Origin of the sequence: Streptomyces canarius, from assembly GCF_014650735.1 — a bacterium.
Taxonomy (GTDB): domain Bacteria; phylum Actinomycetota; class Actinomycetes; order Streptomycetales; family Streptomycetaceae; genus Streptomyces; species Streptomyces olivaceoviridis.
Map to the genome: position 1 here is coordinate 1 of NZ_BMVN01000063.1, position 14,113 is coordinate 14,113.

11 protein-coding genes and 4 pseudogenes are annotated in these 14,113 nt (G+C 71.4%); 7 read left to right on the top strand and 8 right to left on the bottom strand.

Annotated elements, in window-relative coordinates:
• Positions 1-59: 59 nt before the first annotated feature.
• A pseudogene (locus tag IE294_RS41400) lies at positions 60-825 on the bottom strand (integrase core domain-containing protein).
• 194 nt (positions 826-1,019) lie between these two features.
• Between IE294_RS41400 and IE294_RS41405 the strand changes: the two are divergent.
• Positions 1,020-1,331 carry a hypothetical protein gene (locus tag IE294_RS41405; RefSeq protein ID WP_229917904.1) on the top strand — a complete coding sequence of 104 codons (312 nt, stop codon included), beginning with the start codon at positions 1,020-1,022 and terminating at the stop codon, positions 1,329-1,331.
• Between the two features lie 510 nt (positions 1,332-1,841).
• Entirely contained in the window at positions 1,842-2,375 is a 534-nt protein-coding gene (locus IE294_RS41410) for a CbrC family protein (RefSeq protein ID WP_189894543.1), read from the top strand.
• A 366-nt stretch (positions 2,376-2,741) separates the two neighbouring features.
• On the opposite strand, the gene IE294_RS41415 is transcribed toward IE294_RS41410, so the two are convergent.
• Complete coding sequence (locus IE294_RS41415; protein WP_189894544.1) at positions 2,742-3,275, bottom strand: 2'-5' RNA ligase family protein; 534 nt, start codon at positions 3,273-3,275, stop codon at positions 2,742-2,744.
• A gap of 9 nt (positions 3,276-3,284) precedes the next feature.
• The gene (locus tag IE294_RS41420) at positions 3,285-4,265 is read right to left on the bottom strand and encodes a LysR family transcriptional regulator (RefSeq protein WP_229917906.1); all 981 of its coding nucleotides are present in this window, start codon (positions 4,263-4,265) and stop codon (positions 3,285-3,287) included.
• Between the two features lie 84 nt (positions 4,266-4,349).
• On the opposite strand from IE294_RS41420, the gene IE294_RS41425 reads away from it, so the two are divergent.
• Entirely contained in the window at positions 4,350-5,267 is a 918-nt protein-coding gene (locus IE294_RS41425; RefSeq protein ID WP_229917908.1) for a PhzF family phenazine biosynthesis isomerase, read from the top strand.
• Positions 5,268-5,408: 141 nt separating this feature from the next.
• Here the strand turns inward: IE294_RS41425 and IE294_RS41430 are convergent.
• The 3 genes and pseudogenes from IE294_RS41430 to IE294_RS41440 all read right to left on the bottom strand — a co-directional run.
• Positions 5,409-5,636 (bottom strand): annotated as a pseudogene (locus IE294_RS41430) (transposase); the annotation flags it as partial.
• 105 nt (positions 5,637-5,741) lie between these two features.
• Positions 5,742-5,888 carry a hypothetical protein gene (locus IE294_RS41435; protein WP_189894545.1) on the bottom strand — a complete coding sequence of 49 codons (147 nt, stop codon included), beginning with the start codon at positions 5,886-5,888 and terminating at the stop codon, positions 5,742-5,744.
• The gene (locus tag IE294_RS41440; RefSeq protein ID WP_189894546.1) at positions 5,882-6,274 is read right to left on the bottom strand and encodes a hypothetical protein; all 393 of its coding nucleotides are present in this window, start codon (positions 6,272-6,274) and stop codon (positions 5,882-5,884) included. Before IE294_RS41440 ends, IE294_RS41435 begins: the two co-directional genes overlap by 7 nt.
• 15 nt (positions 6,275-6,289) lie before the next feature.
• Between IE294_RS41440 and IE294_RS48370 the strand changes: the two genes are divergently transcribed.
• Both IE294_RS48370 and IE294_RS41445 read left to right on the top strand, forming a co-directional pair.
• Complete coding sequence (locus tag IE294_RS48370; RefSeq protein WP_229917910.1) at positions 6,290-6,400, top strand: DUF5959 family protein; 111 nt, start codon at positions 6,290-6,292, stop codon at positions 6,398-6,400.
• A gap of 858 nt (positions 6,401-7,258) precedes the next feature.
• Positions 7,259-8,788, top strand: a complete 1,530-nt coding sequence (locus tag IE294_RS41445) for an alpha/beta fold hydrolase (protein ID WP_189894547.1) — start codon at positions 7,259-7,261, stop codon at positions 8,786-8,788.
• A 28-nt stretch (positions 8,789-8,816) separates the two neighbouring features.
• Here the strand turns inward: IE294_RS41445 and IE294_RS41450 are convergent.
• Positions 8,817-9,698 (bottom strand): annotated as a pseudogene (locus IE294_RS41450) (IS5 family transposase).
• A gap of 567 nt (positions 9,699-10,265) precedes the next feature.
• On the opposite strand from IE294_RS41450, the gene IE294_RS41455 reads away from it, so the two are divergent.
• Together IE294_RS41455 and IE294_RS41460 are read left to right on the top strand one after the other, a co-directional pair.
• The gene (locus IE294_RS41455; protein ID WP_306433527.1) at positions 10,266-11,606 is read left to right on the top strand and encodes an epoxide hydrolase family protein; all 1,341 of its coding nucleotides are present in this window, start codon (positions 10,266-10,268) and stop codon (positions 11,604-11,606) included.
• Between the two features lie 1,182 nt (positions 11,607-12,788).
• A pseudogene (locus tag IE294_RS41460) lies at positions 12,789-12,964 on the top strand (IS701 family transposase); the annotation flags it as partial.
• 175 nt (positions 12,965-13,139) lie between these two features.
• On the opposite strand, the gene IE294_RS41465 reads toward IE294_RS41460, so the two are convergent.
• On the bottom strand, positions 13,140-14,042 hold the full coding sequence (locus IE294_RS41465) for an NADP-dependent oxidoreductase (RefSeq protein WP_189894549.1): 903 nt from the start codon (positions 14,040-14,042) through the stop codon (positions 13,140-13,142).
• Positions 14,043-14,113 lie beyond the last annotated feature (71 nt).

The window sequence follows — 14,113 nt, forward strand, 5'->3', positions numbered from 1 at the left end:
ACCGGTCACCCGCTCACTGACCGCTTACGACCACTGACCAGCACATCGGACTTACTCATCTAGTTGTATTGCCCTGTGAGGTTGGGGACGCGGCTGGCGGGTGGTCGGCCTTTCAGCGCGGTGTGTCCGCGGTGGTGATTGCAGGTGTGCAGCCAGCCGGGGAAGGCCTCGCGTCGCTCCTGCTCGGAGCGGTAAGGGCGGCGTAGGCCGATTCGTCGAGCAGGGTGCGGTTGAAGCGTTCGACCTTGCGGTTGGTCTGAGGCCGGTAGGGCCGGGTTCGCTTGTGAGTGATCCCGGCCGCTGCCAGCGTCTCGCGCCAGTCACGTGAGCGGTAGGGATGTTGCCGAGTTTCTTGATGTCGACGTGGACCAGCTCGCCGGGGTGTTCGCGTTCGTAGCGGCGGATGACGCGGCCCGTGGCCCGGTCCAGGTGGGACAGGCGGGCCGGCCGGTAGCGGGTTGGGACCCGGTGCACGGTCGAGGGCACCAGACCGAGCAGGTGTGCGATGCGGGCCGGTCCCCACCGTCGCAGGACACGGACCTTGATGATCCGCCGCTCGGTGCGGGTCGAGAGCCGGCGAGGGCTGTGGTGCAGGCGGCTGGGGCGGTCGGTCATCCCCGCTTCGCCCAGCGTCCGGTAGCGATCGGCCCACCGCTGAGCAGTGGTGGGCGAGACCTGGAAGCGTTCGGCGGCCCGTCGCAGCGGCCAGCCGCCCTCGACCACGCAGCGGGCCAGACGCAGGCGGCCGGTCTCGGTCAGGGGTGCGTTACGGTATCGATCGCGTGGAACAGCGGCAGAAGGTAGGCACCCTGGGGCCTGCGTGATCAGGCCCGGCAACGGTAGAACGCAACGGCCGTGCGAGGGAGCCGTTTTGAGGCCCCCTCGGCCGGGACGCGCCGGTGAGGGGGCGGGTTTGGCCGGTGCCAGTCGCCCTCGTCCCGGTGGGAGAGGCGTGTTTTCTGGCCAGTACTCGCAGGTAGCGGTACGGGAGGCCGGCTGGTGGGGGCATGATCGCGGTTGTGTTACGCGACGACATGCCCGCTTGCGTGCGGTGGGAGATCCTGATGCACGAGCGGTTCAGCGACGTGTGGATCTGCAAAGACCTCGGCCGAGCGACGACCGGCGCGGATCCCGCTGAGCTGGGCCGGGCCGTCCTGGCCGCCTACCTCGCCGTCCGGGACAGCCGGGGCGAAACGTTCCGCGTTCTCGTCCGCACCGACCACGGCAACCACGTCGTCATCACGGCCGACCAACTCACTGACCCCGGCTGGAAAGCGGACCCGGCCGTCTGCCAGGCACTGCCCGCCTACCTTCGCAAAGCCCTCGCCTGACGTCGAGGCCATGAGGTGGCCGTGACGCCGTCGGCGTAGGTCTGCTCCGTCTCCTCGGCCGGCCCGCCTTCGGCCGGCGCGACGCGTTCTCGGGAGCGCGGACCCGCCAGCGCGCCTCGACACCGCGCCCTGCCCGCGGAACACGAGCCCGGTGGTCGTTCCCTGCCGGGTCGGCAGGGCGCCTGTTCGGTGGTGCGTGGCGCAGTCCGGGCCTGCGTCCTGCGGCGGGTCGGTGCCGAGCGGCCGGGGTGTCAGTCGTCATGCCACCAGGTCACGACGAGACCGGTCAGGGAAGCCCCCGATCCGGCGGACGGCTCCGCTCAGGAGCGCTACGAGGCCAAGACGCCGCCAGGAGGCAGGCGGGGGCGCCGTGTTGTCCGTGTGCCGGACGGCACAAGGCCGGGGGCGGCCAGGGCACACACGCCGCTTGATCGGGGAACCGCTCGCGGACAGACTGCTCTCCATGGGACCAGTAGGCATGGCCACCAGGGCGCAGAGCGGGAACCGGGGATGAGTGCCGGCCCGCCCTTCTTTCGCTATCACCCCGATCCCCTCGCCAGCGGGTCCATCCGCACGTCCGCCGATACGTGCGCCTGCTGCAAACGCGACACGGGCTGGATCTACACGGCCACCTTCTACACCGCACACGAGGTCAACGGACGTTTCTGCCCGTGGTGCATCGCAGACGGGAGCGCGGCCCAACGCTTCGCGGGTGAATTCACCGACTCCTACGGGCTCGACGGTGTCAGCGAGGACGTCCTGCACGAGGTCACCCGCCGCACCCCTGGCTTCCACGCCTGGCAGGACCCGCGCTGGCTCGTCCACTGCCAGGACGCGGCCGCCTACGTGGGCGAAGTCGGATACACCGAGCTGGCGGCGCATCCCGAAGCCCTCGACCAGCTGCGGACCGAGATGCGCCTCGACGGCTGGCACGACGAAAACCAGCTTGAGCACTTCCTGACCCACCTGGGCGACGGGGCGAGCGCCATGCTCTTCCGCTGCACCGTCTGCGGCACCCATCTCGCCTACGCCGACGCATCCTAGAAGTCGACTGCTTGGCCGAGTCCGCGGTAGCGGGCGAGGCTGGTGAAGGTCAGGAAGTGGCTCGCCTTGCGTTCGCGGCGCCGGTGCGGACGTCGGCATCCGGCGAGCCAGGCCCTGGGACGTTCGACGGCCCAGCGCTGCCGTTACCACTCGCAGGGCGCCTGTGTGCGTCCCGTGCGCCACGGTCCGCGTGCCGTCGATGACGGTGAGCCCGCCGGACCTCATCGCAGACGGCAGGCGGCGCGGCACGGGCGCAGCGGGTGGGGCGGCGGGGCGCGACCGCAGGACAGAGGACGGCAGGCGGGGCGGGCCCGGCTCCGCGACGGCGAGCAGGCGGCGGGCGGCATGCGGGACGGACGGGTGCGCTCAGGAGCGGGGCACCAGCACTTCCAGGGCGCCGGTGCGGGTGTCGTAGCTGCGCAGGGTGGTGAGCCGGAGCGTCAGCGGCGGCGCCGGCAGCAGCTCGGAAACCCGCCGGTCGGCGAAGGCACCGGCCCGTCGGGTCCGGCCGAGGGTGATGTGCGGGCTCCAGCGCCCAGGTTGGTGCAAGGGGTTGAGCGTCTCGGGCGGACTGTCGGAGGCCACCGCGTCCCACACCCGGCGGTGCAACCCGGCCAGCGCGGAGTCGAGGTCCAGCGCCCAGGCCAGTACCGAGGTGGGCCGCTCGAAGCGGACCACGCCGGTGCACCGCACCGGCAGCGGCAGGGTGGAGGCCGCTTCGGCGAGTTCCCAGCGGATCGCAGCGGTGAGTTCCGGGCAGGCGGCCAGAGTGAGGTGGGGGCTGTTGGTCGGTGAGCGGTGGCGTGCCTGACTGGGCAGCCCCGCGTCCGCCAGCCGCCGCCAGGCCGTCCTGACCGCCAGATCCGCCGCCTCGTCCAACAGGAGCTCGACCGTGCGCACCGCCGCAGCCTACCGGCGATCGCCCGCGGTTCCGCCGCCGGCCGGCCCGTCGGACCGGGGGCTCGTCGGCCGCTTGGTGCCCGCCGTCCCCGTTCCGGCCTGTGCGAGGTGCCGGACGAGGGCGCGGGCGACCTCGCGCGCGGCGGGCGCCGCCCAGCGCCGGCGGTGCCGGGCGAGTCGTACGGGTACGTCGGAGAGGGGCGGGCCGTCGAGGGCGATCCGGCGCAGCCGTCCGTCGCGCAGGTGCTCGGCGACGGTCGTCGCCGGCAGCAGGGTCAGGCCCAGGCCCGCCGCGGCGCAGGAGCGGGCCGCGTCCACGCTGCCGAACCGGGTGATTCGCGGGTTCGCGCCGGGCGCGGCGCGCAGCCGCTGTTCGAAGGCGTCGCTGTAGGCGCAGCCTTCCTCGAGGAGGAAGAAGTGCTCGGCCGCCAGATCGCCCCAGGCCGCCGGGCGGTCACGGCCGGCCAGCGGGTGGCCGGGGGCGGCGACGAGGGTGAGGGCCTCGCGGGCGACCGGTTCGGTGGCGATCTCGGGGGACTCGGCGTCCTCGTTCATCAGCAGCGCCAGGTCGAGGTGGCCGGAGCGCAGCCCTTGTAGGCACTCCTCGGTGCCGGCCGCGCGCAGGTCGACGTCCACGTCGGGGTGTTCGGTGCGCAGGGCGGCGATCACGGCCGGCAGCCGGGTGGCGCACAGCGATTCGGGCGTGCCGACCACCACCCGGCCCGCGACGGGCCCGTCCTCGCCGGCCGCGGAGCGCAGTCGGGCCACGGCGTCGAGCACCTCCTCGGCCTCCGCGAGGAGCCGTCGGCCGGCCTCGGTGAGCGGGGCGCCGGTGGGCAGCCGGTCGAACAGCGGCACGCCGAGGTCGCGTTCGAGGGTGCGGATGTGCACGGTGACTGTGGACTGCGCGAGGTGGAGCGCGGCCGCGGCGGCGGTGAAGCTGCCGGTGCGGGCGAGCGTGGTGAAGGTCGTCAGCAGTCGTGTGTCCACGCGCATAGCTTATGCGGAACATCGATGGAGTGCATCGTAATCCATCGTTGGACGCGATAGGGCCAAGGGTGCCAGGGTTTCCCCATGACCAACGACACGACCGCCGCCGGCGACACCGCGACCACCGCCCCGGCCCACGGTGGCTCCGGCGCGGCCCCCGAGATCCTGCGCTACTCCGCGTTCACCCGCACGCCGGAGGGCGGCAACCCCGCCGGGGTCGTGCTCGACGCCTCCGGGCTGGACGCGGCGGCCATGCTCGCCGTCGCCGCCGAGGTGGGCTACTCGGAGACCGCCTTCGTCACCGCCGCCGATCAGGACGCCCGGCGCTTCACGGTGCGCTACTTCAGCCCGCTGGCGGAGGTGGCCTTCTGCGGGCATGCGACGGTGGCCCTGGCCGTCGCCCTCGCCGACCGGCTGGGCCCCGGCGACCTCGCCCTGGACACCCCGGCGGGCGCCATCGCGGTGACGACCGCCGCCGACGGCGCAGGGGCGGTGCGGGCGACGCTCACCAGCGTGCCGACCCGGTCCCGCCCGGCGCTCGCCGGCGAGCTGGACGCCGCCCTCGCGGCCCTCGGCTGGAGCGCGTCGGACCTCGACCCCGCGCTGCCGCCGCACGTCGCCTTCGGCGGCAACGACCACCTGGTGCTGGCCGCGGCCTCCCGCGAGCGGCTGGCCGCGCTCGACTACGACTTCGACGCGCTCGCCGGAGTCATGCGCCGGTACGGCTGGACCACCGTCGACCTGGTGTGGCGCGAGTCGCCGCGCCGTTTCCACGCCCGCAACCCGTTCCCCGTCGGCGGTGTCGTGGAGGACCCGGCGACGGGCGCGGCGGCTGCCGCGTTCGGCGGCTACCTCCGCTCCCTCGGGCTGGTCACCGAGCCTGCGGACATCGCGGTGCGGCAGGGCGAGGACATGGGCCGCCCGAGCGATCTCGTCATCGGTGTGACGCCCGAGGACGCCCGGGTACGGGTCACCGGCGCGGCCGTGCTTCTCCCCCGCTGACGGCCCGTCGGCGGTGCGTCGTGCCGGGTCGGCCTCCTCGATGGCTGCCGGGCGCACGATCGTGGAGTCGACCGACACGTCCCAGTCGATTCCGCCCACCGCATCGGCCATGGCCTGCACGTGCCGCAGCAAGCGTTCCCAGGTGCCGATCCGCCGACCATAACCGGTGCCGCTCATAGATCGTCCTCCACGGCCGAACCGCTCGGGCAGATCACGCCATGGCACCCCGGTCCGCACCCGGTGGAGGATCCCGTCGATCACCTGTCGATGATCTCGCCAACGCCCGCACCGCCTGTTGCTCACCAGCAGGTGCGGCCTGAGCCGTTCCGACTCGGCATCCGTGAGACCGCCGCGATCGTGCCGGCCCATAGGGCGTGCCCTCCCTTACCGTCGCGCCGGCCAGGTCGCCATCTCGTCCACCGCCGCAGGGTCGACATGTCCTGGTCCTGGCCGCGCGTACTCGGCCGGCGTGGGTCAGCCGCTGCCGGGAGAGGGGAGATGATTGGCGTGCTCGTGGATCCGCATCGTCACCTCGGGCCGGTGCGCCAGGGCACGCTGCCAGCCTGTCAGGTCGTCGGCGACGGTCACTTGGTAGTCCCGCCCGCCCTGAAGGATCAGCATCGGGGGGACCGGTCGGCTGCCGTGGCCACCGGGTCGTAGGCGCGCAGATCGAGCCAGTAGGCGGCGAAGAGGCCCAGTGACAGCGGGCATGACGGTGTGTCAGGTGTAAGTTCCGGTCCCGCCACCGACGCGGCCTGCTGGACCAGTGCCGACACCGCCTCCTCCGCGCCCGGGCCGGGGGCGAGCTCCACGAGATAGCGGGCCACCCGGACGGCCGCCTCACGCATCGGCTGCGTGTCCGCAGCGAGCAGCACCAGGCCCGCGATCGATGGGTCGGCGGCGGCGATGCCGAAGGCGTATGCGGGCACCGGCGTCCAGGCCGTCCACCCCGGCCAGTAACCGGTCAGCGCGCACTCGGCGGGGCGCGGCCCCGTACCAGGGCGCACGTCAAGGACTACTCCATGTCCCTGACGACGGTGACGGTCACCGTTCCACTGGCCGACGCCTGGTTCGACGACGCGTACCGACGCCTGGACTTCGTCTGGGAGACCTGGTCCATGACCGAAGACTGAACCATGGCCGACGAACGAGATCGCCGGCCTCATTGGGCTGGGGCTCGCCACGGGCGTGATCCACAGGTCTTGACTGTTGCTCCAGTTCGGTCAGCTCCCTGGCCGGCGAGCCAGAAGGCCGGGCACTGAAGTAGGCGGTGCTGCACCTGCACTTCGCGGCCGAGACCTTGGTCGAGGCACGTCTGGCCGGCAGCGCGATGTGACTGGGCGGCGTGTCTGCGGCGGTCGCCGGGCTTCTACGTCGGCCCGGACTCGTTTCCGGGCATCCGCCATGGCCGCGACCAGCGCGTCCGTTGCGCGGTGTCCCGTCCCGCCACCGCCGGGCACCGGGCCGGGGACTCGGCACCGCCGGGAACCCGCGGCACCGGTCGTCGCAGAGCTGCCCGGCCTCGCCGTCGGCAGCACCACAGCCGGTCCGCGGCAGCGGTGCCTTCGTCGGCGGGCACGCAGAGGCGAACGGCGCCGCACTCGGCGGGACGACGCCAGTCGCTGCATCACCGGCCGTCGCCGGGACCGCGAAGGCGCAGACGTCGCTTGCTCGTCGGCGGCCCGCTCTCCACCGATCGACTGACCGGAGCCCCGGTGCAGTTCGTCCTTTCGGCTGATCAACCGGGCGGCGTCCGCCGAGATCATTGGGGCATGCCCGGCCCTGGCCGGCCCGAGGACCGGCCAGGGCAACCCCGCCTCCGCGCTCACGGCAGGCCGACGACCCACCCGCTGCGCAACGCACCCGCCGCGCCCCTTCCGCATCCTTCCGGAGGCTTCGGTCACGGGAGAGGAGCGGGCGAACAGAACGAGGCGAACGCCCTTTCTCCCCAGGCGCAAGCGACAAGACGAAAGGACAGCACCTTCATCGCCATGATCATCACCGGGAAGCTGACCCGCACGCTGCTGGCACTCACCTCAACCCTGTCCGTTGCGTCCGGCGCGCCCGCCGCAGCGGCAGGCCCGCATCATGCGGCGGCTGCCGCTGCCTCCACGGAACACTCATCGCTGTCCTGGAAACCATGCCGCACCCTCATCCATGAATGGGACCCCGAAGACGGACGTACCGAGTGCGCCACCGTCACGGTCCCGCTGGACTACGCCCACCCCCAGGGCCGGAAGATCCACCTCATGGTCAGCCGGATCAAGGCCACCTCCCCGAAGAAGCGGCGTGGAGTCCTCGTGATCAATCCCGGCGGACCGGGAAACCCCGGACTGGACATGCCGGCGATCCTGGGCAGGACCTCCGTTGCCGGAATCGGCGTCGACCACGACCTCATCGGGTTCGATCCGCGCGGAGTCGGGTTCAGCGAAGGCAAGGTGTGCGATCCGAGTGCGCAGGACGGTCCGGACCCCGACCCGAAGGCGACTCCCGCGGAACAGTTCCGCCAGGGTTATCGGAAGACCGCCAGATACAACGCGCGATGCGTCGGGTACGACCCCGCGTTCATCACCGGCCTGTCGACCAACGTGGTGGCCATGGATCTCGACCGCATCCGGACAGCTCTCGGCGAGAAGAAGATCAGCTTCTACGGCATCTCGTGGGGCACCGCCCTCGGTGCGGTCTACCGCAGCCGCTACGACGGCCACGTCGACCGCATGCTGCTGGACTCCGTCATGCCCCCCGTTTTCAGCATGAAGGCCATGAACGACGGCCCCGTCCATGCCGCTGAGGCCAACTTCTCGCGCTTCGCCCGATGGATCGCTGCGCGAGACAGCCGGTTCCACGTGGGCAGGACCCCGAAAGCCGTGACGGACAACGTGGTGAAGCTGGCGCGGCAACTGGACGAGCACCCGCCAACCGTCCACCTGCCCGATGGCCGCACCGTGGCATACGGCGGCGGACGGCTGCGGATGATCATGACCTACCAGCGCGGACGCTGGCCGGCCATGGCGGCGAGCATCGTGGCACTGCGGGACGGTGGAACCCCACCGCTGTCGGGTGAAGAAGGCGACGCACAAGGCGTCAGGAGCAGCGCCGGCCTGCACGATTCCCCCACCGGCGGGTTGCTGATGCAGATCTCCGTGCTGTGCAACGACCAGGGGCCGGACCCCGACGAGCGGACCATGTGGCAGCAGGAGCAGCGAAACCTCAAGTCCTCACCCCTGTTCAGCTGGATGGCCGGCTACGAGCACTGGTGCGCGGGCTGGCCACTGGCCGCCCAGCCATGGCACCTGAAGCGGGGCGCCAGCGCGCTGCAACTGGTAGGGCACCACTATGAGACCGTCACTCCTCACCGCTGGGCACAGGGCATGCAGCGACGCATCGGCGGTGCTCTGCTCACCGTCGAGGACGGCGTACACGGCTCGCTGAACCAGATCTCGTGCGGCAGTAAAGCGGTCGAGTTCTTCAGCACCGGCCACGTCACCGACGGTTCCTGCCCCGGAGTCCCGGGGCAGTAGGTGCTGGACGGGAGTTTTCCCGCCGTCCTCACTTGCGCCCGCCGCTGACCGCCGCCCTGGCTGACGTGTGCGACCTCCAGGGCGGCCGGCCCGCCACCTTCTGGGATACGCGGTCAGAAGAGTGCCGGCGACGGTCACGTTCCCACTGTTCTACTCTCCCGGGCAGTGCTCCGGGCCGGGGCTTTCTCTCGTAGCGGGTCCGCAGGCGTGTGAACTGGTGGAGCCAGGCGGAGGTTCGCTCGACGACCCACCTGATCCTGCCCAGGCCGGATCCGTGGGCGGTGCCCTTGCGGGTGATCTTCGGCGTGATGCCGCGAGCCGCGCAGGAGCCGCCGGTACTTGTCGTAGTCGTAGCCGCGGTCGGCGAACAGCCGCCGTGGTCGGTGACGCGGCCTGCCCACCAGGCTACGGATGCGGGGTATCGCGTCCAGTAGGGGCATGAGCTGGGTGACGTCGTGACGGTTTCCGCTGGACAACGGCACTGCGAGGGGTGTTCCGTATCGGTCGGTGATCAGATGGTGCTTGCTGTCCCGGCGGCCTCGGTCGACGGGCGAAGGCCCGGTGTGAGCCCCCCTGTCAGAGCCCGGACGGGTGAGCCGTCGACCGCGGCGTCCTCCATGTCCAGCAGTCCGGCCTTGCGGAGTTCCGCGAGGAGGATCTCGTGCAGGCGGGGCCGGACGCCGGCCTCGGTCCAGTCCCGCAGGCGCCGCCAGCACGTCACCCCGCTGCGGCCGATCGCCTCGGTCGGCACGTCCGCCCAGGTCACACCCGTGCGCAGCACGTGGACGATTCCGCGCAGAGCCGCACGGTCATCCGCCGGCAGTCGGCCCGGATACCGCCGACGCCGCGGCGGGCGAGGCGGGAGCAGTGAAGCGGCGGCCCAACTGCCAAGCCCGTGGCCCAAACTCATTCTGAAACGATCAGTGAGCGGCACGGGTCATACGACGGGTGGGTCCGGCCGGCGCACGGCGAGGTGGAAGCAGCCGACAGAAGCCGGCGTGTCACGCCGGACTGCCGCATAATCAGGCCAATCGCGGTGGCGTCCCGTTCGGCAGCGGGTCAGCCACACCCCCTCCGGGGCTGATCGCGGCGCTGCCGTGTTCACGTGTGACCGAGCGGCGCGTCTGCGGTCGACCGGTGTCCGGCCGGCGCGGCTCTGCGCTGAACCGTGGCACCCGTACACGCACCCGTTGGGCACTGTGGGGCCCCGTGACCCTCGTGAGCGAGAGCGCTGTCAGCGACATTGCGGGCGGTGCGGGCCCGCTGCCCGACCTGCCGGCAGGAAGGCCGCCCAGCCCCCACGCGGTGGCTTGAAACCGATCGTCACCTGGTTGACCGGTAACTCACGCACATGTCACGATCGTCACCGCCTCGACCGGTGATGCCTTCGGTGTTCCTCGAGGCGCCTCCATGACGCTCGCCCGAGCCCATCACGAAACGAGCTGTCGCTCGTCCGAGGAACGGAAGTCTTATGGGTATGACCGACCACACTGGACGCGGCAACACCGGTCGTCGCGGCTTCCTGGGCCTTGCCGCAGGTGCCGTCGCCGTCACGCAGATGGGCCTGTCCGGTCAGGCGCAGGCCGCGACGAGCAGGACGTCGACGACGAGCGCCGCTGCCTCTGGCAACGCGCAGCGAAGTGCCGCTGTCCGTCCCTTCCGCGTCAGGGTTCCGCAGAAGGAGCTCAACGAGCTGCGGCGGCGCGTGAAGGAGACGCGGTGGCCGGACAGGGAGACGGTCCGCGACCGGTCTCAGGGCGCCCAGCTGGCAAAGCTCCGCCCGCTCGTCGAGTACTGGGGCACTGGGTACAACTGGCGCAAGGCTGAGGCGAAGATCAACGCGCTGCCGCAGTTCATCACCGAGATCGACGGGCTGGACATCCAGTTCGCGCACATCCGCTCCCCGCATTCCGACGCCATGCCGATGCTGATGACGCACGGCTGGCCCGGCTCGATCGTGGAACTGCTGAAGGTCGTCGCGCCCCTGACGAACCCGACAGCTCACGGTGGCCGAGCAGAAGACGCCTTTCACCTGGTCCTCCCGACGCTGCCCGGGTACGGCTTCTCGGGCAAGCCGACTTCGACCGGCTGGAACCCGGCCCGGGTCGCGGTCGCGTTCAACGAACTCATGCTCCGGCTCGGGTACACCCAGTACGTCTCCCAGGGAGGCGACCACGGCTCGATCATCTCCCAGGTGCTCGCGGCACAGAAGCCCAAGGGGCTCCTCGGGATCCACGTCAACATGCCTGGCACGGTGCCCCCGGACGTCCTGCGTCACCTGCGCAACTTCGACCCCGCGCCGGCCAGTCTGTCGGAGCGCGAGAAACTGGCCTACAACCGTCTGCTGCACTTCTACCGCGATGGCTTCGGATATGCGGCGATGATGAACCAGACTCCGCAGACGATCGGCTACGCGCTCACCGATTCGCCGGTCGCCATGGCGGCGTACTACTACGACAAGTTCGCGGAGTGGACCGACTCCGGCGGCGAGCCCGAGAAGGTCCTCACCTACGACGAGATGCTGGACGCCATTTCGCTCTACTGGCTGACGGGCACCGCGACATCGTCGTCCCGGTTCTACTGGGAGGGAACGCAAGCAGGTGGAGGCCCCTTCAACGCCGTCGACATCCCCAGTGTCCCGGTCGCGGTGACCGTCTTCCCGGGCGAAATCTACCCTGCGCCGCGCAGCTGGGGCGAGCGGGCCTACGGCAACCTCATCCACTGGAACGAGGTCGACAAGGGCGGCCACTTCGCGGCTTGGGAGCAGCCGCAACTACTGGCCGAGGAGCTCCGTACGGCGTTCAGGTCGCTGCGCTAGGCAATGCCCTTGGGTGGCCTGCACCCGGGCCTCGCTCGCTCGGGGCGCAGGCCCACGCCAGAGCCGGCTCCCGGCCTCTCTGGCGGTGACGGGCGGCGGCTGACCCGGCGGCCGTGTGGGGACACTTCGCCGGACCGGTGAGGGGAACATCACCGGGCGGAGCTGCGCCGGCCATGGGACACCTTCGCCAACACGCGGCTGGCATGAACTGTTGGGTCTGCCGGAGTCCGGCACGCCTCCACAGGCTGTCGAAAGCGAACCACGCGCGGCACACGTGTGTCGGCGACGGCCACGTTCCGCCCCGGCGTCACCGCGCGTCACGGTTCGCGCGGGTGTGCGCGCCGCAGGGCCAGTGCTCGTGCGGCGGGTTCACTGCCGGGGTCGGCAGGACCCGGTGAGTCCGCCGCCAGCGGTTCAATCCCCCACCAGGGCAGCGAGCCAGCCGGCGGCGCCGGTCCGGAACACACCAACGTGCCGCTTCTGCGGCAGCTCCTGGGGAGACCGCCGCCGATCAGGCTGCTGCTCCGGCTCAGGCGTTCTCTGCTGAGGAACTGGCCGCGCTCCCGCGAACCGGCCCCCGGGGGGTCCTCACCTGATTGGTCGGCGCCACCGGCCGCCGGGCTCCACCAGGCGCACGGACGGCTGACCCGGGGCGCCACTGTCAGCGTGTGCATCGCCGTTTGACAAGGTAACGGGCGACTCGGGTGACGCGGCATGACGACCGGCGCCGTGACGTTCCCTCCGGCCAGTCCCCACAGGATGGTCGGCTGTCAGCTCAGAAGGCCGCTGATCGCTCCGGCAACGCCCCCGGCCACGCCTGTTGCCACGGCAGGACACCCGACGACCCTGGTGGGTCGGGTGCGCGGCATGGCCGGCGGATGTGTGGGTGGTGCCATCGCCGGAGGCGCGCGCACGAAGAACCCCGTCGCCCACACGACCGCGGCGCCCACCCATGCGTATGAGCGAGCCTCTTGCGCGTAGCACCGCACCTGTGGGACGCACAGGAACGCGGCCCCGGCCACAAACCCGGTCGCCGGACCAGCGAGCCCGCTGCCGATGGCGTGGACCCCCACAGCGGTCAACGTGCCGAGCACCGACAGCGCTCGCAGTGTCAGGACGCCGTCATCCCACACCGCAAGCACGAGGTGCGCCAGGAAGGAGTACAGGCCGTGGACAGCGTCGCGTCGCCCCGAGGAGATCTCCTACTACATCGCCTACTGCCCCGCCCGGACCCACTGGATGAGCTGATCCGCATCGCGGGCAGCCGGTGGGCCGTCGAGGAGTGCTTCCAGAGCGCGAAGCAGGAATGCGGCCTGGACGACTACCAGGTCCGCCGCCGTCCCGGATGCCACCGCCACACCGGTCGACCTGGCGTCGACGAGGCTGGTCAACAAGCCGTCCACCACGTCAGACCTTGCCGCCGGCCAACCCACCGCCGCAGCACCAAGCATGCACACGCGGACAGGAGCAACCCCGGAGAGGTCTTCGGTCCCACGGACGACGACCGCGGCACGTCGCGCCCCGCAGGCGAACTCAGTCGAGGGTGAGGATGATCCGGTTGTGCACTTCCCGGCTCTCCAGGAGCCGGTGCGCCTCGGCCGCGTCCGGCATCGGCAACGGGTACCGCTCCTTGATGCGGAGCCTGCCCTCGGCGAAGAGCCGCAGGCCTTCGCCGACCGCGTCAGCCGCGTGCTCGACGGTCGGCCCCGACAGTGCGACGCCGAAGCGGGCCGCGTCGTGGTCCGAGAGCGTGATGACCCGCTCCGGGCCGCCGGCCACCGCGACGGCGTCCGCCAGCACCCCCGTCCCTGCGGCGTCGAAGACGGCGTCCACCCGCCCTGACGCCCTTACCGCGCTCACCAGTGCGGCGCCGTAGCGCACCGGGAGGGCTCCCACTTCCTCGGTGAGCGCGTCGTCCTGCGGACCGACGGCGCTGACCACCTCGGCGCCCATCATCAGGGCCAGTTGCACTGCGATCAGGCCGACGGAACCGCCGCCGCCCAGCACCAGCAGCCGCTCACCCTGCACGATGCGGAGCCGGCGAAGGACGCGGGCCGCAGCCTCGACGGAGCCGGGGATCGCGGCGGCGTCCGTCCACGACACGGACGCGGACTTGTGCGCCCAGACGGACGCCAGCGCGTACTCGGCGTAGCCGCCGCGCCCCAACAGGAAGGCGGCGACCTCGTCGCCCACGGCGGTGCCCGTGACACCGGGCCCCACGGCGTCCACCGTCCCGGCGACCTCATAGCCCAGGACCGCGGGGTCGCCCAGCGGGAAGCGAAGCGCTCCGGAGCGGATCGCGAGGTCGGTCGGGCTGATTCCGGCGGCCTTCACGCGAATCCGGATCTGGCCCTCGGCGGGCTCCGGCATGGGCACCTCGGCCCACCTCAGCACGGACGGCGGACCGTATCCGTCCATCACCACGGCATGCGACATCACGTTCTCCTTCAACGCTCGGGCGGGGCAAGGCGACGAAGGTGACCGCCACCGCCGGCTCGCCCCGGTCC

Coding starts and splice junctions, on each gene's coding strand:
- IE294_RS41410 (WP_189894543.1), top strand. CDS start 1,842: ATGAGTGCCGGCCCGCCCTTCTTTCGCTATCACCCCGATCCCCTCGCC.
- IE294_RS41425 (WP_229917908.1), top strand. CDS start 4,350: ATGACCAACGACACGACCGCCGCCGGCGACACCGCGACCACCGCCCCG.
- IE294_RS41435 (WP_189894545.1), bottom strand. CDS start 5,888: ATGCTGATCCTTCAGGGCGGGCGGGACTACCAAGTGACCGTCGCCGAC.
- IE294_RS48370 (WP_229917910.1), top strand. CDS start 6,290: ATGTCCCTGACGACGGTGACGGTCACCGTTCCACTGGCCGACGCCTGG.
- IE294_RS41445 (WP_189894547.1), top strand. CDS start 7,259: ATGATCATCACCGGGAAGCTGACCCGCACGCTGCTGGCACTCACCTCA.
- IE294_RS41455 (WP_306433527.1), top strand. CDS start 10,266: ATGACCGACCACACTGGACGCGGCAACACCGGTCGTCGCGGCTTCCTG.
- IE294_RS41465 (WP_189894549.1), bottom strand. CDS start 14,042: ATGTCGCATGCCGTGGTGATGGACGGATACGGTCCGCCGTCCGTGCTG.